Origin of the sequence: Pseudomonas sp. R11-23-07 (genome assembly GCF_003852295.1) — a bacterium.
GTDB lineage: Bacteria > Pseudomonadota > Gammaproteobacteria > Pseudomonadales > Pseudomonadaceae > Aquipseudomonas.
In genome coordinates this window covers 2,178,729-2,198,117 of record NZ_CP027761.1, presented here as the reverse complement: position 1 = coordinate 2,198,117, position 19,389 = coordinate 2,178,729, and the positions used below count along the sequence as shown (strand labels likewise).

Annotated in this window: 19 protein-coding genes; 11 read left to right on the top strand and 8 right to left on the bottom strand. The window is 59.4% G+C overall.

From position 1 onward, the window contains the following. The first annotated feature begins 19 nt into the window (after positions 1-19). Positions 20-277: a DUF6555 family protein gene (locus C4J84_RS10175; RefSeq protein ID WP_124362355.1), complete on the top strand. Its 258-nt coding sequence runs from the start codon at positions 20-22 to the stop codon at positions 275-277. Beyond that, a complete protein-coding gene (locus C4J84_RS10170; RefSeq protein WP_124435256.1) occupies positions 274-513 on the top strand; it encodes a hypothetical protein in 240 nt (79 codons plus the stop codon). The genes C4J84_RS10175 and C4J84_RS10170 overlap by 4 nt, the downstream gene beginning before the upstream one ends. A gap of 205 nt (positions 514-718) precedes the next feature. Here the strand turns inward: C4J84_RS10170 and C4J84_RS10165 are convergent, their stop codons facing one another. Beyond that, positions 719-1,576 (bottom strand): SDR family oxidoreductase, encoded by an 858-nt coding sequence (locus tag C4J84_RS10165; protein ID WP_124362353.1) that lies wholly within the window; start codon positions 1,574-1,576, stop codon positions 719-721. A gap of 290 nt (positions 1,577-1,866) precedes the next feature. Here C4J84_RS10165 and C4J84_RS10160 point away from each other — a divergent pair, with 290 nt between their 5' ends. Then, positions 1,867-6,012, top strand: a complete 4,146-nt coding sequence (locus C4J84_RS10160; RefSeq protein WP_124435255.1) for a CheR family methyltransferase — start codon at positions 1,867-1,869, stop codon at positions 6,010-6,012. Between the two features lie 6 nt (positions 6,013-6,018). On the opposite strand, the gene C4J84_RS10155 is transcribed toward C4J84_RS10160, so the two are convergent. The 3 genes from C4J84_RS10155 to C4J84_RS10145 are packed head-to-tail and all read right to left on the bottom strand — an operon-like array spanning position 6,019 to position 7,222. After that, complete coding sequence (locus tag C4J84_RS10155; RefSeq protein ID WP_124435254.1) at positions 6,019-6,462, bottom strand: DUF421 domain-containing protein; 444 nt, start codon at positions 6,460-6,462, stop codon at positions 6,019-6,021. 9 nt (positions 6,463-6,471) lie between these two features. Next, positions 6,472-6,987, bottom strand: coding sequence for a hypothetical protein (locus C4J84_RS10150; RefSeq protein ID WP_124435253.1), 516 nt, complete (start codon positions 6,985-6,987; stop codon positions 6,472-6,474). A gap of 13 nt (positions 6,988-7,000) precedes the next feature. Then, positions 7,001-7,222 (bottom strand): PLD nuclease N-terminal domain-containing protein, encoded by a 222-nt coding sequence (locus C4J84_RS10145; RefSeq protein WP_124403820.1) that lies wholly within the window; start codon positions 7,220-7,222, stop codon positions 7,001-7,003. A 213-nt stretch (positions 7,223-7,435) separates the two neighbouring features. Here C4J84_RS10145 and C4J84_RS10140 point away from each other — a divergent pair, with 213 nt between their 5' ends. Further along, a complete protein-coding gene (locus C4J84_RS10140) occupies positions 7,436-7,654 on the top strand; it encodes a hypothetical protein (protein ID WP_124370327.1) in 219 nt (72 codons plus the stop codon). A 137-nt stretch (positions 7,655-7,791) separates the two neighbouring features. Here C4J84_RS10140 and C4J84_RS10135 read toward each other — a convergent pair whose 3' ends face one another. Beyond that, positions 7,792-9,291 (bottom strand): sensor domain-containing diguanylate cyclase, encoded by a 1,500-nt coding sequence (locus C4J84_RS10135; RefSeq protein ID WP_124435252.1) that lies wholly within the window; start codon positions 9,289-9,291, stop codon positions 7,792-7,794. 449 nt (positions 9,292-9,740) lie between these two features. Here C4J84_RS10135 and C4J84_RS10130 point away from each other — a divergent pair, with 449 nt between their 5' ends. The 3 genes from C4J84_RS10130 (at position 9,741) to C4J84_RS10120 (ending at position 11,162) form a co-directional block, all read left to right on the top strand. Then, complete coding sequence (locus C4J84_RS10130; protein WP_076954923.1) at positions 9,741-9,917, top strand: general stress protein; 177 nt, start codon at positions 9,741-9,743, stop codon at positions 9,915-9,917. 289 nt (positions 9,918-10,206) lie between these two features. After that, the gene (locus C4J84_RS10125; protein WP_124362346.1) at positions 10,207-10,557 is read left to right on the top strand and encodes a general stress protein; all 351 of its coding nucleotides are present in this window, start codon (positions 10,207-10,209) and stop codon (positions 10,555-10,557) included. Between the two features lie 53 nt (positions 10,558-10,610). Then, the gene (locus C4J84_RS10120) at positions 10,611-11,162 is read left to right on the top strand and encodes an ATP-dependent Clp protease proteolytic subunit (RefSeq protein ID WP_124366605.1); all 552 of its coding nucleotides are present in this window, start codon (positions 10,611-10,613) and stop codon (positions 11,160-11,162) included. A 397-nt stretch (positions 11,163-11,559) separates the two neighbouring features. Here the strand turns inward: C4J84_RS10120 and C4J84_RS10110 are convergent, their stop codons facing one another. Then, the gene (locus C4J84_RS10110; protein ID WP_124362343.1) at positions 11,560-11,829 is read right to left on the bottom strand and encodes a DUF6555 family protein; all 270 of its coding nucleotides are present in this window, start codon (positions 11,827-11,829) and stop codon (positions 11,560-11,562) included. Between the two features lie 544 nt (positions 11,830-12,373). On the opposite strand from C4J84_RS10110, the gene C4J84_RS10105 reads away from it, so the two are divergent. Together C4J84_RS10105 and C4J84_RS10100 are read left to right on the top strand one after the other, a co-directional pair. Further along, positions 12,374-13,207, top strand: a complete 834-nt coding sequence (locus C4J84_RS10105) for an SRPBCC family protein (RefSeq protein WP_124435251.1) — start codon at positions 12,374-12,376, stop codon at positions 13,205-13,207. Then, complete coding sequence (locus C4J84_RS10100; protein WP_124435250.1) at positions 13,207-14,376, top strand: zinc-dependent alcohol dehydrogenase; 1,170 nt, start codon at positions 13,207-13,209, stop codon at positions 14,374-14,376. The genes C4J84_RS10105 and C4J84_RS10100 overlap by 1 nt, the downstream gene beginning before the upstream one ends. Positions 14,377-14,468: 92 nt before the next feature. Here the strand turns inward: C4J84_RS10100 and C4J84_RS10095 are convergent, their stop codons facing one another. Together C4J84_RS10095 and C4J84_RS10090 are read right to left on the bottom strand one after the other, a co-directional pair. Beyond that, the gene (locus C4J84_RS10095) at positions 14,469-15,809 is read right to left on the bottom strand and encodes an APC family permease (RefSeq protein WP_256681403.1); all 1,341 of its coding nucleotides are present in this window, start codon (positions 15,807-15,809) and stop codon (positions 14,469-14,471) included. Positions 15,810-15,941: 132 nt separating this feature from the next. Beyond that, a complete protein-coding gene (locus C4J84_RS10090) occupies positions 15,942-16,256 on the bottom strand; it encodes a hypothetical protein (protein ID WP_124403811.1) in 315 nt (104 codons plus the stop codon). Between the two features lie 225 nt (positions 16,257-16,481). Here C4J84_RS10090 and cyoA point away from each other — a divergent pair, with 225 nt between their 5' ends. Continuing rightward, complete coding sequence (gene cyoA / locus C4J84_RS10085) at positions 16,482-17,405, top strand: ubiquinol oxidase subunit II (protein ID WP_124362339.1); 924 nt, start codon at positions 16,482-16,484, stop codon at positions 17,403-17,405. A 2-nt stretch (positions 17,406-17,407) separates the two neighbouring features. Further along, positions 17,408-19,387 carry a cytochrome o ubiquinol oxidase subunit I gene (cyoB, locus tag C4J84_RS10080; RefSeq protein WP_124419720.1) on the top strand — a complete coding sequence of 660 codons (1,980 nt, stop codon included), beginning with the start codon at positions 17,408-17,410 and terminating at the stop codon, positions 19,385-19,387. The last annotated feature ends 2 nt before the right edge of the window (positions 19,388-19,389 follow it).

The window sequence follows — 19,389 nt, the reverse complement described above, 5'->3', positions numbered from 1 at the left end:
ATGAGCATAGGGAGTCCTCATGAAAAACAACGAGTTATTCACCATCAAGTATCAACTTCACGGCGAGCCCAGGTCGTTCATCGTGCGTGCAGCGCGCATGAATAACGCTGAAGCCTGGCATTGGGCCAGTTGCGATGCCGGCGTGGCGGTCATCCCCAGGTTCGGGCAAAACAACCTCAAGCGCGTCTCCAAGCCAATGGCGGAAAAATACGGCATTACGGATGTGCGCTGGTGCGGCGCGGCAGCGATTCAGTGGGCAGAGGGCATTACATCATGAACAGTCAGGTGCTGGATTACACAGCCAGGCAAACGTCGGACGACGAAGTCGCGCAGAACACCCAGATGTTCTACGAAGCGGACCGATTGGATGCCCAGGCCTATAAGATCATCGAACACTACAGCGGCGATGCCGCGACCTGGGCGCGCTTCACCGAGGCGAAGAAGCTGGCGGACGCGCAACGGACCGCCGCTTATCAAGAGTGGATGCGCATTCACCGCGCCAGGAAAAGGTAGATCTTAACGGCAGGTCAGTTGAGGCTTCTTGTAGGAGCGAGGCGGGCGGCTAGCCCTTGCTCGCGAAGAACGCCCAGGCAACGCGTTCATTCTGGATAAGCGCGGGGAGCCTGAGTTTTTCGCGAGCAAGCTCGCTCCTACATGGTTATGAGGCATGCCCCTGAGTTATGAAGCATGCCCCTGAATATCAGGGGCATGCGTCTGTTTAAAGGATCGGTTTACCCCCCGTCACGCCGTAGCGCTCGCCAGAGATATAACTGCCCTCATCCGACGCCAGCAGCACATAGATAGGCGCCACTTCCACCGGCTGGCCAGGACGCCCCAGCGGCGTGTTGCCACCGAAGCTCTCCACCATGTCGTCAGTCATCGTCGACACGATCAACGGCGTCCAGATCGGCCCCGGCGCCACGCTGTTCACGCGAATCCCGCGCTCGCCCAGCATCTGCGCCAGGCCGGCGGTGAAGTTGGCGATCGCGCCCTTGGTGGCCGCATAAGGCAACAGCGACGGATTGGGCATGTCGGAATTGACCGAGGTGGTATTGATGATCGAACTGCCCTCGGCCATGTGTGGCAGCGCCGCCTTGCAGATCCGGAACATAGCGGTGATGTTGATGTTGAAGGTCTTGACCCAGTCCTCGTCAGGAATGTCTTCCAGGGATTTGTAGGTCATCTGGAACGCGGCGTTGTTGACCAGCACGTCGATACGCCCGAACTCCTTCACCGTGTCGTTGACAATGGCTGTGCACTGCGCCGCGTCGCCCAGGTCACCGGGCAACAGCAGGCACTGACGCCCCGCTGCCTCGACCCAGCGCTGGGTCTCCTTGGCGTCCTCATGCTCGTCCAGATACGACACGGCAACGTCCGCACCTTCGCGGGCAAAGGCGATCGCCACCGCACGCCCGATGCCGCTGTCGGCGCCGGTAATCAAGGCAATCTTGTTGGCGAGCCGGCCCGAGCCTTTGTAGGTCTGCTCACCGCAATCGGGCATCGGCTCCATCTTGCGCTGGTCGCCGGGTACAGGCTGCTGCTGTGGCTTGAAGGGTGGTTTTGGGTAGTTACTCATCGGATTCCCTCCTGTGTGTGGTTAGTGTTGCGAGGGTCGGCCGCGCCCGATAGTTCAGAGCAATTTTCAGAAAATCGGATGACCGTACCCGCACGGCTGCGCCGCTCGTCCGATGGAATAAACCTTTGCAAAGTACGCCTCTCAACCGAAGGGTGAACGCCCGTTGGGGTATCGAGTGGTGTCGAAGCGTTCTGTTACAGATCGCTTTTCAGCTATATTCCGCTATTCGTTTATCCCTCATCCCGTTTCGAATTCTTGCCCTGCGCAGTTAATAACCAAGGTTGGTGTTTATGAAGTCTGCCCCCCCGCGGTCACCCAATGTCCCGCAACGCAAGGATCTGATCCCCAGCACCCTGAATTTTCCAGTGGTGGGTATCGGCGCGTCGGCGGGCGGGTTGCAGGCGGTGAAGGCATTTTTCGAACACATGCCCCAAGACTGCGGCATGGCTTTTGTGGTGATCCTGCACCTGTCTCCCGACCATCAAAGCGTCGCGGACAGGATCATCCAGGAGTCGACCCGGCTGCCGGTGCTGCAGGTCACCGAGACGACGCCCATCGAGAAGAACCGGGTGTACGTGATTTCGCCGGCGCAGCACTTGGCAATGAATGATGGCTACCTGGCCGTCTCGCCGTCGGCGCGCGAAGGCGGCTCGCATATCGCCATCGACCTGTTCTTTCGCGACCTGGCAGATGCCCACAAAGAGCACGCGTTTTGCCTTGTATTGTCCGGCACCGGTTCGGACGGCGCGGTAGGGCTTTCGCGTATCAAGGAACAGGGCGGCGTCACCCTGGTGCAAACCCCGGAAGACGCGGAATTCGACGGCATGCCACTGGCGGCCATCGAAACCCAGATGGTCGACCTGGTGTTGCCCGTGGTGGAGATGCCGCAAAAATTGCTGGAGCTATGGCGCAACGCCCGCTCCATCACCCTGCCTACCGCCAATGACCCCGAGATCAAAACCACGCCGCCTGCAACTGAACGTGACGCGGCGGTCGCCGAACAGTTGCTGCTGGATATCCTGATACAACTGCGGCTCACCACCGGCCACGACTTCAAGCACTACAAGCGCGCTACCGTACTGCGCCGCATCGAACGCCGCCTGCAGGTCACCGCCCAACCGGATCTGGCCAGCTACTACGAATATCTCCAGGCGCACCCGGAAGAAACCAAGGCATTGCTCGGCGACATGCTGATCGGCGTGACCAACTTTTTCCGTGACCGCGAGGCCTTCGAAGCGCTCGAGCGCGATGTGGTGCCCAACCTGGTGAAGTCACTGGAAGACAGCGTGCCCAAACGCGAAGAGGTGCGCATCTGGTCGGCCGGCTGCTCCACCGGCGAAGAGGCCTATAGCCTGGGCATGCTGGTCGCCGAGCAACTGGCGGTAGATGGCAGCGATGCAAAAATGCAGGTGTTCGCCACCGATATCGACGAGCGCGCGATCAACCATGGGCGTAACGGCGTTTACCCGGAAGCGATCATTACCGACGTGCCGCCCTCACGCCTGCGCCAGCACTTTGCCAAGGAAAAAAACCAGCACTATCGGGTGCGCAAGGAGATCCGTGAAAAAGTCCTGTTCGCCAAGCACAGCCTGCTGAGCGACCCGCCCTTCTCGCAGATCGACCTGATCGTCTGTCGCAACCTGTTGATCTACCTGGACCGCGAGGTGCAGCGCGACATCCTGCAGATGTTCCACTTTGCGCTGCGCCCCGGCGGCTACCTGTTCCTGGGCTCCTCGGAGTCGGCCGACGGCTGCCTGGACCTGTTCGTGCCGGTGGACAAGCGCAACCGCATTTTCCGCGTGCGGGCCGGTTCAGCGGCCATGCGCCGCGCGCCCAGCATGCCGCGTGGTGGCTACCTGCGGTCCAGCGCCACCACCGCTGCCGCCCAGGTCAAGGTACCGAACAAGGTCTCGTTCGCCGACATTCACCTGCGCGCGCTGGAAAAGGCCGCGCCGCCCAGTGTCATCGTGGATATACACGCCGACATCCTGCACATGAGTGAAGGCGCGGCGCGCTTCCTGCGCCATGTGGCCGGGGAGATGACGCGCAACCTGCTGGCCCTGGTGCACCCGGACCTGCGCCTGGATATTCGTACGACGCTGTTCCAGGCCCAGCAGTCGGGCCTTGCGGTGACGTCGCGCAAAGTGCGCATCGAGCGCGATCACGTGCCCTACGTGGTCGATGTCACCGCCCTGCCCTACCAGGACGATCTCACCGAGAGCGATTATGTCCTGGTGATTTTCCAGGAAACTGAAGTCGACCCCCGGCACGCCGAAGAAACCGCCATCAGCCAAGCCGAAAACCAGATGATGAGCAACCTGGAGCGCGAACTGCAGCGGACCAAGTTGCACCTGCAGGACACCATCGAGCAGGCCGAGGTCTCCAGCGAAGAACTCAAGGCGTCCAACGAAGAAATGCAGGCGGTCAACGAAGAGTTGCGCTCGGCCACCGAAGAGCTGGAAACCAGCAAGGAAGAGTTGCAGTCGATCAACGAAGAACTGCTGACGGTCAATTTCGAACTCAAGACCAAGGTTGAAGAGACCGACAAGGTCAATGACTACCTGACCAACCTGATCGCCTCCACCGATATCGCCACGGTCTTCGTCGACCGCAACATGCGCATTCGCTGGTTCACGCCACGGGCCACGGATATTTTCAGCATGCTGCCGGTGGACACCGGGCGCTCGTTGATGGACATCACTCACCGGCTCAACTACCCGGAAATGACCGAAGACGCCACCACAGTGTTCGAATCGTTGAGCATGATCGAACGCGAAATCAGCAGCAAGGACGACCGCTGGTACATCGCACGCCTTCTGCCGTACCGCTCCAGCGAAGACCATATCGATGGCACGGTGCTGACCTTTATCGATATCACCAAGCGGCGCCAGGCCGAAGAAGAACTGCGCCTGGGTGAAGAGCGCATGCGCCTGGTCGCGGACAGCACCCATGATTTTGCCATCATCATTCTGGATGACCATGGCGCCATCACCGACTGGAACACCGGTGCCGAGTTGATCTTCGGCTATACCAAGGACGAGGTGCTTGGCGCCTATTACGACTTGATCTTCTCCCCTGAAGACCGCACCGCCGGCATCCCCGAAAACGAGCTGCGCGCCGCCCGCGAACACGGGCGCGGCGAAGACGAACGCTGGCACGTACGCAAGGACGGCAGCCGGTTTTATTGCAGTGGCGAAGTCACCCTGCTGACCAGCAATAACCTGCAGGGCTACGTCAAGATCGCCCGTGACCTCACCGGCCATAAGCGCACCCAGGATGAGCAGAGTCAACGCTTGATGGAGACCCAGACCAACAGTCACCTCAAGGATGAGTTCTTCGCGGTGATGTCCCACGAACTCAAGCACCCGTTGAACCTGATTCAACTGAATGCCGAATTGCTGCGACGCCTGCCGGCGACCAAGGCCACCGGCCAGGCGGTCAAGGCCGTGAACACCATCTGCGAAGCGGTATCGAGCCAGGCGCGCATCATCGACGACCTGCTGGACGTGGCCAGGGTGCGCACCGGCAAGCTCAAGCTGAAGAAGCAACCGATCGACCTGATCCGCACGCTTGAGGATATCTACGCGGTGGTGCTCGCCGATGGCCATCGGTGCCAGGTGACCCTGCAAAAACCGACGACGCCGGCAGCCTTGTTCGTCGACGCCGACCCTACGCGCCTCGAACAGGTGATCTGGAACCTGGTCAACAATGCGCTGAAATTCACCCCCAGCGACGGCCGCGTGCAGTTGCTGGTCAGCCGTACCGAGGGGTACGCGCGGTTGGACGTGATCGACAGCGGCGCCGGGCTCGCCGAAGACAGCCTGGAGAAGATCTTCGACCTGTTCGGCCAGGCGGAAAACCAACACCAAACCCATCAGCGCGAAGGCCTGGGTATCGGCCTGTCCCTGGTCCGGCAACTGGTGGAAGCCCACGGTGGCACGGTCAGTGTTCAGTCCCCGGGGCTGGGCTTTGGCTGCACCTTCTCGATAGCGCTGCCGCTTTCCAGGCAACAGGACCGACTGCCCCCCGCTAACGCTGCGGACGCTTCGGATGAGCGCTTGACCGGGGTCAAAGTGTTGCTGGTGGACGACTCAGCCGATGTGCTGGAAGTGTTGAATATGCTGTTGGAGATGGAAGGTGCCGAGGTGAGTGCGTTCGATGACCCGCTCGCTGCACTGCAAGCGGCCGGCGACACGCCTTTCGACCTGATTGTCTCGGACATTGGCATGCCGAACATGAACGGCCATGAGCTGATGCAGCACTTGCGCCAGATCAGCCACCTCCAGCAGGTGCCCGCCATCGCGTTGACAGGTTACGGTGCCAGCAGTGACCAGAAGAAGGCCACCGACTCGGGCTTCAGCACCCACGTGAGCAAACCCGTGACCCATGATGCGTTGATCAGCTTGATCCAGAGCCTGTGCCGCGCACGGCGCTAGGCGCGGTTATTGGTAAGGAATCACCGAGATCTTGCCGTTGCGCTCGAGGATCGCGAAGCGGATGTGCTTGATCTCGAGAATACCCTGGGCCGACCGGGCCGCCTCGAGGATATCGTCTTCATCCAGGCGGGCGCGCTTGAGGCGTTCGTGAAGGACTCGGCCCTCTTCGACCACCACCGTCGGCCCGCCATCGAGCACCCGTGAAAACCACAGCGAATGCTGCTTGAGCAATGACAGGCCGATGTCGATAGCGATCAGCGTGACGATGACCAGCACCGCATTGGTCAGCGAGAAATCATCCCCCAGCAGGGCCTGCTGGGTCGCCTCACCAATCACCATCAGCAGCACCAGATCAAAGGTGTTGAGTTCCGCGAGGGAGCGTCGGCCCGCGACCTTGAACAGGATCATCAATACCAGGTAAATCGCGGCTGCCCGCAAGACGGAGTCCATGCTTGCTCCCTAGGGATAAATGAACTGGGATACGTCCACGGTTGCGCCGTTGGCCAGCGAAACCCGAGTGTCGAAATTGCCGACGCCATCACTGCGCAAGCTCAGATACAGCGTGGCCCGCCCCTGATCGTCGCTCAGCGTCCACAGCTTTACGCCCTCTCCCGACGCGCTGGCCTTGAGTGGCTGCGGTTGGAGCATCTCCACATTGAAGCCCTGCAACAGCTCGCCGTTGATTTCGACTTCCAACGGCTTGCGCACAGCGCCTTGCAGGTGGATCACCAATGCATCGGATGAACCATTGCGCAGGAAGCGCTGGTATTCGACGCGTAGCTGCCCGTCGGCGCTGCGTGCCTCGGTGGTGCTCAACGGCCCCTTGGAAAACAGCCCCGCCAGCGTCAGTACAATAAGCACGACCAGCCCGTACCAGCCCAGCCGCTCGAAGCGCCAGACTTTGCGTTGCAAAGGCATGTCTTCGCGTACCGGATAGTTGCGGCTGTGCAGGTCATCAGGCTTTGACTCGCGCATAGCCAACCCTCTTTCAGCCCTTGCTGTGCTCCGGCGAGGACGGGCCCTTGGTCACGCCGCGCGGGCCGTATACCGCCCATATCACCGCACCCAGGAATGGCAGCAAGACGACCACGGCGGTCCACCCTGCCTTGCTCCCCGAAGAGTTTTCGCTACGCCACACGCTGTTGAGGACCCACAGGTCGAGCAACAACAGGATGATCATCAAGCCAATCCAGAAATACGTCAGTTCCATGGTGCACCTCCCGGTTATGCAGCATTAGGTTGGCGGGGCGGCGGCGGGGTTCAGAATTTTTGCGCTGAGAGGCGCCGAATCTAAATAAACGATAGTTCCGACGGAACTGAATCGTTGAATTGATCAATATTTCAGAAGCAACCAAATTGATACCGTCTCCTTGCAGGCGGGTCACAGCCTTATCTGAACCTGTTGAAAAAAGGAGGTGGCGTGATGAACAATTCACAGCGGGCCTGGGAACTGGCCATGGTATTGGTCGCCAATGGCAAGATCCCGTTTGACCCTGCCAACCCGAGCGGATCGGTCAAGATCCTGTCGCGGCATTTGGAAGCGCTGGAAACCGCATTGCATGAAGAGGCGATGGCGAACACACCGGTTGAGCGCCTGCGCAAACTCGGCAGTCGCCGGCCTGCGCTGGTCGGTGCCGATTGAGGTTAACCCTGTGGGAGGGGGCTTGCTCCCGATAGCAGAGTGTCATTCAGCTCAGCCTCAGCTGATACACCGCTATCGGGAGCAAGCCCCCTTCCACTGTCGGGTCGCGATCGGGCCGTTAATTCGCGTCGGGCTCCTCAGCGCAGCGCAAATCCATTACGCCCTGCAGACTTCGCGTTATAAAGCGCTTTGTCCGCCGCCTCGATCAAGCCGAGCGCAGGCTCCAGCTCAGCACCTGCACCCGCGGCCACCCCGATACTCACACTCACACGCCCGTACGGGCTGCCAGGATGCACGATGTTCTCCTGCGACAGCCGATCCAGGATCAATTGCGCCACCACCGCCGCGCCTTCGCTATCGGTCGCGGGCATGATGACCGCTATTTCTTCTCCGCCGTAACGCGCCACCAGGTCCGAAGGGCGCCGCACGCACGTTTCCAACAGTGTGCTGATCCTCTGCAGGCAGGCGTCGCCCGCAACATGGCCGAGGGCATCGTTGTACCGCTTGAAATAGTCGACGTCGATCATCAGCAAGGCCAGCGTCGTGCCGTCGCGTTGCGCCCGGCGCGCTTCCAGGGCCAGGGTTTCATCGAAACAGCGTCGGTTGGCCAGGCCGGTCAGCGCGTCCTTCATCGCCAGTAATTCTAGCTTCCGATTAGAGTCGAGCAACTGCTGCTGGGCGATACGCAGCGCCTCTTCGGCCTCGGTTCGCCGGCGGATATCAAGGATCAGAAACCAACCGATCAAACCGGTCAGCCCCAGCAGCCCCGCCACCACCACAGCGGACAACGCGGCTTCAATGCGCCAGGCCGCAAGCGCTTCGTGCTTGCCCAGGGCGACGGTGGTAATCAGGGGCAGGCTTTCGCTTTTGCGAAAGGCATACAGCCGCTCTACCCCATCCAGACTGGAGGTGTACGCAGCGGTGCCCACGGAGCGGTCGACCAGATACTGGGAATAGATCGGCGAGGTGGAAAAGTTGCGGCCCATGTCCTGCTCGCGGAAGGGATAGCGCACCAGCAAGGTGCCGTCGGTGTACGACAAACCGATCGCACCGTCCTGGCCGACGTCGAGCTTGCCGAACACGCGCAGAAAGTTCTCCACGCCCAGGGTCACGGCCACCACCCCGGCAAAGTTGCCGGCCGCGTCATCGAAGCGGCGGCTGATGGTAACCACCCACTCCTGGTTGGTATGGCTCTGAATCGGCGGACCGATGAAGGGCTCACGGCTTGGATCGTCGCGGTGATGAATGAAGTAGGCGCGTGCGCTGCTGTTGGCGCCTGCCGGAATCGCGCGGTTGGACGACATCAACCAGCCACCCTGCCGGTCATAGATGGTGATGCCGCTGAGTTGCGGCATCACCGGTTGCTGGCGACGTATCAACGCGCTGATGCGCTGGATCTGTGCCGGGCCACTGCCTTCGGTTTCCAGGCGCTCGACCAGACCCAGCAACAGCAATGCGCTTTGGCGCACGATACCTTCGGTGTACGTCGTGAGCGCCTGGGTGAGGTTCAAGCCATGCACGTTCACTTCCGCCAGCGCACGCTCACGGGAAGACAGGACCTTCCAGATCGTCAGAGAAGTCAGGGAACAGCCGATCACCAACAGCAAAAGCATCACTAGGCGGGTATCACGCTTCACGTCAGCACCTTAAAGGAAGTCCGGTTCCATTCCAGCCATCATTCGAACGTCGGTACTCACAGCGGCCACCGGTTCCGGGGGCAAGCATACAAGCAGTCTGGCGGGGCTGCAGCAACAGCGTGTGAAAAGGCCAGCATTGGCCGCAGACGGCGCCAAGCAAGAAGTAACGCCGACAAAGATCAGTCACGCTTATTCCGCCTTTAGAAACACACACTTGAAACTAAGCTGAATGGTCAGCAACGCCATTATTTCAATATCAACCACCCCTCTGAAAAGTTATACGAAGCGGCTTGCCAAGCGACGATTTGTATAAGTTTCTGGCTACTCACTACCGTTCATCGGCGTTTCTAAAAAATTTCAAAACCACTGCCCGCCTGCTCTTATCGGAGTAGATGTCCGTTGCATAAATGGGCAACTAGCGAAACGACAACTGAACTAGGAGTATTGTTATGACCACGAGTAATAAAAACCCTGGCAACTTCGCTAACGACCGCGAAAAAGCTTCGGAAGCGGGGAAAAAAGGCGGCCAGTCGTCAGGGGGCAACTTTGCCAACGACCGCGAGAAAGCCTCGGAAGCCGGTCGTAAAGGCGGCCAGAACAGCCATGGTGGTGGACGCAAGTCATAACGAAGGGCATCAATCATGCGAGCGTCAATTGATTATCAGCGTGGCGAGCTCCATCGCCAGCCGGTGATGGAAGTGCGAACTGAGGCAAAGACCGTTGCGCGTTCAAGCACAACTCCCTGTTACGAACGCCGGCAAGTTTCCGAACTAGCCGAAGCAACTATCGGCGCGACGCAAACACCACCGTTGTGCGAGAGAAACTTATAGCCAGCGCACTCGCAGACTGAGTGCAAGTTCCCTGCAAGATCGAAATGAACGTTGTATAACCGACATAACGACGAGGTAACTGAACATGAGTACTCAAGACAAAAAAGGCCAAATGAGTGTCAACGAAGCCGGTAAAAAAGGTGGCGAAGCCACGTCTGCTTCTCATGATAAAGAGTTCTATCAAGAGATCGGCAGCAAGGGCGGCCAAAACAGTGGCGGGAATTTCAAGAACGATCCTGAACGCGCCGCTGAAGCCGGTAGCAAAGGCGGTCAGAACAGCGGCGGCAACTTCAAGAATGATCCCGAGCGCGCCGCTGAAGCCGGTAGCAAAGGCGGCCAGAACAGTGGCGGGAATTTCGCCAACGACCGGGAGAAAGCCTCGGAAGCCGGACGTAAAGGCGGCGAAAACAGCCATGGTGGCGGCCGCAATAGTTAATGTGCTTGACGCAGGGGAGCAGTGCTCCCCTGCTTTCATTGATGAGGGACACCATGCCTTTACACATTATTAATTTTACCGGCCCTGTCACCGCCTCGACCTGCAGCCAACTGATCGAAAAAGCCTCGTTGGCCGTGCAGCAAGATGCTTCGGGCCTGGTATTGAACATCGCGACCATGGGCGGCGAATGCAGCTATGGTTTTACGATGTACAACTTCCTGATGTCGCTGCCGATCCCGGTGCATACCCATAACCTGGGCACGGTGGAATCGATGGGCAATATCATTTTTCTCGCCGGTGAACGCCGCACCGCCTGCACCCACAGCAAATTCCTGTTCCACCCGTTTCATTGGCACGTGCAAGGCGCGGTCGACCATTCGCGCATGTCCGAATACGCGATGAGCCTCGATTACGACTTGCAACTGTATGCACGCATCGTGGCCGAACGCACCGCCGCTGCCAGCGAACCGTTGGAAACGGAAAAGTACCTGATCGCCGCACCGCGCATTCTCGACCCTCATCAGGCGCTGGCCGCCGGCTTGATCCACGGCATCGAACTGCCGGTCATCAAGGCGGAGTTCGTGAGCAGCTTCATCCACTCCTAGCCTTTCGCCTGGACACGATGCGCTGTCGGCTCAGGATACTGGCATTAAAATATCAACTAATCGCTTGTTTGAAATTTTCCCGTTTAGCGGTTGAAAACATCCGCCCGATGATGAATGGTGGCACTCCATTCAGGGAGGAATCGATGTGCCCCATCTACAAGCGAACCGCCGTTGTGTTCAATGCAAGACAACCTATGAACCGACCACGGACGAACCTGAGTACCTGGTGGCGACAGCCTCTGAAATGCTCTGCCCGACGTGCAGGCAACTGTACGCGGCCGAACTTATGAAAGATGCACTTCAACGCAGTGTGCAAAAGTTATATGCCCTGCAAACTCGCCGAGGAAAACAGTAAGTTCTGAACAAAGGGCGACTGGATGTCCCATTAAGCTCGCTTTTATTCAGGCGGAGGTGGCACGTAGGGCTGTGCAATAAACGGAACACTGCCGGACGGACGCCACCTTACATGTTCAATGCCGTAACGCTCGGCAAGTGGCTTGCTCATTCGTTTGATCTTTTCATTGCGCGACCTTGGAATAATGCCGATCCCTGCATCGCAACATGCCCAATGCCATGCCTCCGTATTGTTCATGACCTCCGCTCTTATAATGAAAGACTTCGGCTCATGGTGGTAGTCGTACTCGATGATATATAAAGAATTTTTCATAGCCGCTCCTTCTGATCTTTTTGTTGTTTGATCAGAAGGAAGGTTCAGAATTTTTCTTGGCTAACTGACCAGCCTGCACAGTTTTCTTGTTTGTATAAGCCAACGACCATTCGTCGGCAGTTACGAAAAAAAATAAAACCGCGTCGGCTTTTTTGGATTCTCAATAGTGAGTCTGTTCACTCCAGGCTCTTGGTAAAAACTCCTGTCTTGCCCGTACTCAGTGCGGGCTTTTTTTCAGGGCAGTTTATATGACTAAGCAGTGTAGTCGGACGGGCCAAGGCTATCGGCCAGTTGCGTGCGAGCATCCTTATATACGCAAGGGCTACTATCTGGGCCTCGAGCCGGATGTATATGTGTGCATGCGCTGTGACGAACAGCGTGAGCCTGAGCGCTGGGACGACTTCGCGCGTCGCCGCATGCCGCCTCGCGGACTTCTGAACCCTCCCTAGACGCTGACACCTTTCATCCCCCTACGCAAAATGTTGTGGAACCTCAAACGGCGGCGGATTTTCTACCGCACACACACCCGTTGGAGGACTGCAACATGACTGAGCATCCACTGATAGCGCACCATACCTCTGAAGACACCCATCGACGCGGCACGCTGACCAAGGCCGAACGCAGACTTTCGCTGACGGCCGGCGCTGCCCTGCTGCTGAACGGCTGGCGCACCGGCGGATTGGGCGGCGCATTGCAGACCGCGGCAGGCGCCTACGCCTTGGTTCGCGGTACCGCCGGCCATTGCACGCTGAAGCAGGCACTGACGCCAACCCCCTTCGAACAGCAGTTCAGTCGCGAGCATCACTGGCCGATCAGCGAGGCGATCACGCGCAGTATCACAATAGGTCGCCCGCTCGAAGAGGTGTCTGCTTTCCTCGCCCGGCCCGAGCAGATTGGCCCGCTGCTGCGCTGGGTCGACAGCATCGAGCAACTGGCGCCGGATACCACACGCTGGACGTTCCGCGCTCCCGTCGGCAAACGCGTGCAGTGCACGTTGATCCAGACCCAAACCCAGGAGCCGGCCGTGTTGCATTGGAAAACCCCAGGCGATGCGCGCTGGGCGCACGACATTACCGTCTCACTGACCCCCGCTCCCGCCGGCCGTGGCACGCAAGTCAAAGCGGTGGTGGTCTGCAAGCCGGCCATGGGCAAATTGGGCTATGGCGTCGCTCGTGCAATCAGCCTGTTCAGTGACAAGACCTTGCTCAATGCATTGCAGGCGGTGAAACAGCAACTGGAAACCGGCGAGGTCAGCAACAACCGCCTCAGACCGGAACAGGACGACGACTTTTTTTACGTACACGCCGCCGACGACCAGGTGACCACCGATCACCCGGCAGTCAAAACCGGCGTCGCCATTGAAGGGGGAAATCACTGATGCGCGCACTCACTTGGCAAGCACCGAATACGCTGCAAGTCGACAACGTTCCCGACCCGACGATCCTCAACCCGCGTGACGCAATCATTCGCGTCACGCTGTCTTCCGTATGCGGTTCCGACCTGCATTTGCTCGGCGGCTACGTACCGGCCATGAAGCCCGGGGATATCATCGGCCACGAATTCATGGGGGAAGTCGTCGAGGTGGGCAAAGGCATCACGGACCTGCGCCAGGGTGACAAAGTGGTCACCATTTCGATCATCGGCTGCGGCAATTGCGAACCGTGCCAACGCAGCGATTTCTCCTGTTGCGATAACTCCAACCCCAACCCTTCGGCGACGGACCTTATGTACGGCCAGCCGTGCTGCGGCATCCTCGGCTACAGCCATGCCTTCGGTGGCTACCCCGGCAGCCACGCCACCTATGTGCGAGTGCCATTTGCCGACGTCAACCTGTTCAAGGTGCCCGACGGGGTCAGCGACGAGCAGGCGCTGTTCGTGTCGGACGCAGCGCCGACCGGTTACTTTGCGGCGGACAATGCCGGCATCCAGCCTGGCGATACCGTGGCGGTGTGGGGCTGCGGCGGCGTGGGTCAGATGGCTATTTGCAGCGCCTATCTGTTGGGTGCAGAACGGGTGATCGCGATCGACCGATATCCGGACCGGCTGCGCCTGGCACAAGAGCGCGGCAAGGCGATCCCGCTCAACTACGAGCACACCAATGTGCATGACGCCTTACTGGAACTGACCGGTGGCCGTGGGCCGGACCGCTGCATCGACTGCGTGGGCATGGAGGCGCACGGTACCGAGATCGACTATGCCTATGACAAGGCCAAGCAATTGCTCAGGCTGCACACCGAACGCGGCAGTGTGCTCAGGCAGGCCATACGTGCGTGTCGCAAAGGCGGCACGGTGTCGGTAGTCGGGGTGTATGGGGGGCTGCTCGACAAGTTTCCCATGGGGGCGATCGTCAACAAGGCCCTGACGTTGAAAGCCGGGCAGCAGCCGGGGCAGCGTTATGCGACGACCTTGTTTGAGCATATTCAGAAAGGCGAGTTGGATCCTGCTTATCTGTTGACCCATCCGATGAGTCTGGAAGATGGCGCGCAGGGATACGCGATGTTCAAGGAGAAGTCGGATGCATGTATGCGGGTAGTGTTCAGGCCCTGATGGGAGGTGGGGTTGACTGAGTCCATATCCGTTACCGCAGCAACGGATATGGACCCGTTCTGATCCAGCATGATTGGAACGCGGCGCGTCAGTTAGAGAGGCTTTGGCTCCTGAACAGCAGGCGCCACCAACCGATTGCACCCATACAACACCACCCCCAGCACCATCAGCGCCCCACCCCGCAGCCAAGTATCCAGACTCTGCTGACTAAGCAGGATCAAACACGACACAATCGCCAACACCGGCACCCAACTCGGCACGCGAAAATGCCGTTCTTCCACCCGGTCACGGCGCAACACCAGCACCGCCAGGTTGGTACTGAGAAACACAAACAGCAGCAACAACACCACCGTCTCAGCCAACGCCGCCAGCGTGCCGGTCAAGGTCAGCGCAATCGCCACGGCAGTGCTGGCGATGATCGCCACCCAAGGCGTACGGCGCTTGGGCAGCACCCGCGACAACGGCTCCGGCAGCAGGCCCATGCGCGCCATACCGTAGGTCAGGCGACTGGCCATGACCATCGTCAGCAAAGCGCCATTAGCCACCGCTACCAAGGCAATGAAGGCAAACAGCTGGGGTGGAATGTTCAAGCCCGAGGCCCGCACAACTTCGAGTAACGGCGCCGAAGTGGCCGTCAACTTATCCATCGGCAACACCACCGATGCAGCAACACCGACCGCCATATACACGATGCCAGCGGTGATCAACGCAGCGAACAACGCACGCGGGTAAATCTTGCGCACCCCACGGATTTCTTCCGCCAGGTTAGCCGACGTCTCAAAGCCGACAAACGAATAGAACGCCAACAACGCAGCCCCCAGCACCGCCAGCATGGGATTGACGCCAGGCTTGAATTCAAACGCCCGCCCAAGGTTGGCTTCACCGGCCTGGAAGCACCACGCCGCAGCGACAACCACCAACAACAGCCCGGACAGTTCCACGCACGTCATGACCATATTGGCCCCCAGCGATTCCTTGATCCCGCGGGCATTCAGCAGCGCAATCACCACCAGGAAGACCAGCGCCGCCACATGGGGGGAGACGTCGATAAACGTCGCCAAGTAGTCCCCGGCAAACGCCAGTGACAACCCGGCCGCACTGGTCACGGCCGCTGCGAGCATGCAAAAGCCCACCAGGAACGAGACCAGCGGTGACTTGAACGCCTTCTCGGCGAACACCGAAGCGGCGCCGGCGTGCGGGTACTTGGTCACCAACTCGGCGTAGGAGCCGGCCGTGAGCATGGCGAAGAATAGCGCCACCAGTAACGGCACCCAGATCGCCCCGCCCACCTGGCCGGCGATGGTGCCGGCCAGCGCATACACGCCTGCGCCGAGCACGTCGCCCAGGATGAACAGGAACAACATCGGGCCGGTGACGGCGCGGCGCAAGGACGGCTTGGAAGGTTCGGCGTGGCTGAGCGTGGATTCGGTCATGGGGCGGCTCTGGCGGCAGTTTACGATCAGCGATCAGCCGGCGTGGGCCGGCTGATGCAGGGCTATCTACAATGGAAAATGCCCGCGTCAGCAAAGTTCCTTTATTCGTGCGAATCCAGCGCAGGCACCTCGTCAGTCGTCGTCGTGACCGTGTGCGTCGGCGCAGGGCAATCGACCGGATTCGCCCCCGGCAATCCTTTCGGCCTGGTCGATACCACGCTTGAGCGCGTCCTGCACTGTCCACTCCGCGCCCGGTAACTGCTTGGTGCGCTCAGCGACACATTGGCCCGTAGCGGTGTAGACGCACAGCAGCACTTCGATATCGGCATCCTCCCGCTCGCGGGCCCTGACTTCGATATGGCAGCCGTTTTCCACTTCCTGAGTAAAGCACTCTTCGTCCAGTGCTTTTGCGGCCCAGGCGTTATAGGTATTGCCGCGAATGAACATAGCTGTTCTCCAAGACCGTTAGGGGTTGGTCTTTCAACTAAGACCTGAACTCTTTAGCAGGGATTCCGTGTTTTTTCCAAGGCGAACTTTATAAAAGCCTCATTGGCGTTTCGCTTGTTAAACCGTTCGTCAGGCGACGTAACATTTTGTTAAACCAACCCCTGAGGGCCCCATTCAAATTGTTCGACAGCGCAATCACGGATGTTTTCACAACAGGAGCAAGGCATGAAACGAACGATGAGTTATTGCCTGGCCTATCTCGCCAGCACTTTCTTATTAACCGGCTGCAACCTCGTGGTGTTCAATCCCAAGGGGCAGGTTGCAACCGATGAACGTGACCTGATTATCCTCGCCACAGGCCTGATGTTATTGGTGGTGGTGCCGGTGATCGTGCTGATGTTCGTATTCGCCTACCGCTACCGTGCCACCAATAAAAAGGCGCGTTACTCGCCACGCTGGGCCAGCTCCCACAAGATCGAAGCGGTCGTCTGGGGCGTGCCGCTGCTGATCATCATCGCCTTGGGCTGGGTGACCTGGAAAACCACCCACGCCCTCGACCCCTATCGCCCGCTCGACTCGGACACGCCGCCGATCAATGTGCAAGTGGTGGCCACTGACTGGAAGTGGCTGTTCATCTACCCCGACCTGGGTATTGCCAGCGTCAACGAACTGGCCCTGCCGGTGCACACGCCGGTGAGTTTCACCATCACGTCCGATGCGGCCATGACCTCCTTCTTCATCCCGGCGTTGGGCGGGCAGATCTACGCCATGGCCGGCATGCAGACCAAGCTGCACCTGATCGCCAACGAGACCGGCGAATTCAAGGGCATCGCCGCCAACTACAACGGCCCCGGTTTTTCCGACATGCATTTCTCTACCCTGTCGCTGAGCCCCGCCGACTTCCAAAGCTGGGTGAGCAAGGTCAAGGGCGCGGCAACGCCGCTGGACCAGACGAGCTATGCGCAATTGGCCAAGCCAACCATCAAGCACCCGGTGACCTACTACTCGGCGGTTCAGGAGCGGCTGTTCCTGGACATCGTCGATAAATACGAAGGCATGAACAAGGCCAATAAACCCAAGCGCGCGCCCGTGAGCGGCGTTGAAACGCGCGCCGATCAACACCCGAGTCTGCTGGCTGAGGAGCGGTAACAATGTTCGGAAAACTGTCGTGGGACGCGATTCCAACCACTGAACCCATCGTGATGTACACCTTGGCCATTATCGGGCTGATCGGTGTGGCGATGGTGGGGACCATTACCTGGAAGCGCAAATGGGGTTACCTGTGGCGCGAGTGGTTCACCTCGGTGGACCATAAAAAGATCGGCTGCATGTACATCATCGTTGCGCTGGTGATGCTGCTGCGCGGTTTTTCTGACGCGATCATGATGCGCACCCAGCAAGCCATGGCCGCCAGTGGCGGGCCGGGTTATCTGCCGCCGGAACACTACGACCAGATCTTCACCGCCCACGGCGTGATCATGATTTTTTTCGTGGCCATGCCCTTCGTGGTCGGCTTGATGAACGTTGTGGTGCCGTTGCAGATCGGCGCACGCGATGTGGCCTACCCGTTTCTCAACGCGCTGAGCTTCTGGCTGTTCGTGGCCGGTGCCGCGTTGGTCAACGTCTCACTGGGGATCGGTGAGTTTGCGCGAACCGGTTGGGTCGCCTACCCGCCGTTATCCGGGTTAGCGTACAGCCCCGGTGTGGGGGTGGATTACTACATCTGGTCCTTGCAGATATCCGGCATCGGCACGCTACTGACGGGGGTGAATTTCTTCGTCACGATTTTGAAGATGCGTACCCAAGGCATGACCCTGTTCAAGATGCCGGTGTTCACCTGGAATGCGCTGTGCACTTCAGTGTTGATCCTGGCGTCGTTTCCGATCCTGACCGCCACCCTGCTGATGCTGAGCCTGGATCGTTACCTGGGCATGCACTTCTTTACCAACGAAGCCGGCGGCAACCCGATGATGTACGTCAACCTGATCTGGGCCTGGGGGCATCCGGAGGTGTACATCCTGATCCTGCCGGCGTTCGGGGTATTTTCGGAGGTTGCCGCCACGTTCAGCAGTAAACGGCTGTTCGGCTATGTGTCGCTGGTATGGGCAACGATCGCGATTACCGTGTTGTCGTTCATCGTGTGGCTGCACCATTTCTTCACCATGGGCGCGGGGGCCAACGTCAACGCGTTCTTCGGCATCATGACGATGATCATCGCCGTGCCGACCGGGGTGAAGATCTTCACCTGGCTGTTCACCATGTACCGTGGCCGAGTGCGCTTTGAAACCCCGATGCTGTGGACCATGGGCTTTATCGTGACCTTCAGCATCGGCGGGATGACCGGGGTACTGCTGGCAGTTCCCGGCGCCGACTTCCTGCTGCACAACAGCCTGTTCCTGATCGCGCACTTTCACAACGTGATCATCGGCGGCGCGGTCTTCGGCTACATGGCGGGCCTGACCTACTGGTTCCCCAAGGCTTTCGGCTTCCGCTTGAACGACAAGCTGGGACGCATCGCGTTCTGGTGCTGGTTGATCGGCTTCTACTTCGCCTTTATGCCGTCGTACGTGCTGGGCTTCATGGGCATGACCCGGCGCCTCAACCACTTCGACAACCCGGAATGGCGGCCCTGGTTGCTGCTGGAGTTGGTCGGGGTGGCGATCATCCTCTGCGGCGTAGCCGCTCAAGCACTGCAACTGTTCGTCAGTATCCGCAACCGCCACAGCCCCCAGTATCGCGATCTCACCGGCGATCCGTGGGACGGGCGCACGCTGGAGTGGGCCACCTCCTCTCCGCCGCCGCTGTACAACTTCGCCGAGCAACCCAAGGTCGACGACCTGGACGCCTATTGGGGCATGAAGGAGCGCGGCGTAAGCACCCTGAGCCACACCGACTATCGCAGCATCCATATGCCACGCAATACTGCCTCGGGCCTGGTTATCAGTGTGTTCGCGCTGATCTGCAGCTTCGCCCTGGTGTGGCATATCTGGTGGTTGGCGGCGTTCGGGCTGGTGGCGTCGGTGGTTGCGTTCGTGGTGCGCAGTTACGACGAAGACACTGACTACTTCGTGCCCGCAGAAGAGGTGGCGCGCATCGAAACGGCCCGTCTCAAAGACCTGGCAGAGGCTTGACT

Coding starts and splice junctions, on each gene's coding strand:
- C4J84_RS10175 (WP_124362355.1), top strand. CDS start 20: ATGAAAAACAACGAGTTATTCACCATCAAGTATCAACTTCACGGCGAG.
- C4J84_RS10170 (WP_124435256.1), top strand. CDS start 274: ATGAACAGTCAGGTGCTGGATTACACAGCCAGGCAAACGTCGGACGAC.
- C4J84_RS10165 (WP_124362353.1), bottom strand. CDS start 1,576: ATGAGTAACTACCCAAAACCACCCTTCAAGCCACAGCAGCAGCCTGTA.
- C4J84_RS10160 (WP_124435255.1), top strand. CDS start 1,867: ATGAAGTCTGCCCCCCCGCGGTCACCCAATGTCCCGCAACGCAAGGAT.
- C4J84_RS10155 (WP_124435254.1), bottom strand. CDS start 6,462: ATGGACTCCGTCTTGCGGGCAGCCGCGATTTACCTGGTATTGATGATC.
- C4J84_RS10150 (WP_124435253.1), bottom strand. CDS start 6,987: ATGCGCGAGTCAAAGCCTGATGACCTGCACAGCCGCAACTATCCGGTA.
- C4J84_RS10145 (WP_124403820.1), bottom strand. CDS start 7,222: ATGGAACTGACGTATTTCTGGATTGGCTTGATGATCATCCTGTTGTTG.
- C4J84_RS10140 (WP_124370327.1), top strand. CDS start 7,436: ATGAACAATTCACAGCGGGCCTGGGAACTGGCCATGGTATTGGTCGCC.
- C4J84_RS10130 (WP_076954923.1), top strand. CDS start 9,741: ATGACCACGAGTAATAAAAACCCTGGCAACTTCGCTAACGACCGCGAA.
- C4J84_RS10125 (WP_124362346.1), top strand. CDS start 10,207: ATGAGTACTCAAGACAAAAAAGGCCAAATGAGTGTCAACGAAGCCGGT.
- C4J84_RS10120 (WP_124366605.1), top strand. CDS start 10,611: ATGCCTTTACACATTATTAATTTTACCGGCCCTGTCACCGCCTCGACC.
- C4J84_RS10110 (WP_124362343.1), bottom strand. CDS start 11,829: ATGAAAAATTCTTTATATATCATCGAGTACGACTACCACCATGAGCCG.
- C4J84_RS10105 (WP_124435251.1), top strand. CDS start 12,374: ATGACTGAGCATCCACTGATAGCGCACCATACCTCTGAAGACACCCAT.
- C4J84_RS10100 (WP_124435250.1), top strand. CDS start 13,207: ATGCGCGCACTCACTTGGCAAGCACCGAATACGCTGCAAGTCGACAAC.
- C4J84_RS10095 (WP_256681403.1), bottom strand. CDS start 15,809: ATGACCGAATCCACGCTCAGCCACGCCGAACCTTCCAAGCCGTCCTTG.
- C4J84_RS10090 (WP_124403811.1), bottom strand. CDS start 16,256: ATGTTCATTCGCGGCAATACCTATAACGCCTGGGCCGCAAAAGCACTG.
- cyoA (WP_124362339.1), top strand. CDS start 16,482: ATGAAACGAACGATGAGTTATTGCCTGGCCTATCTCGCCAGCACTTTC.
- cyoB (WP_124419720.1), top strand. CDS start 17,408: ATGTTCGGAAAACTGTCGTGGGACGCGATTCCAACCACTGAACCCATC.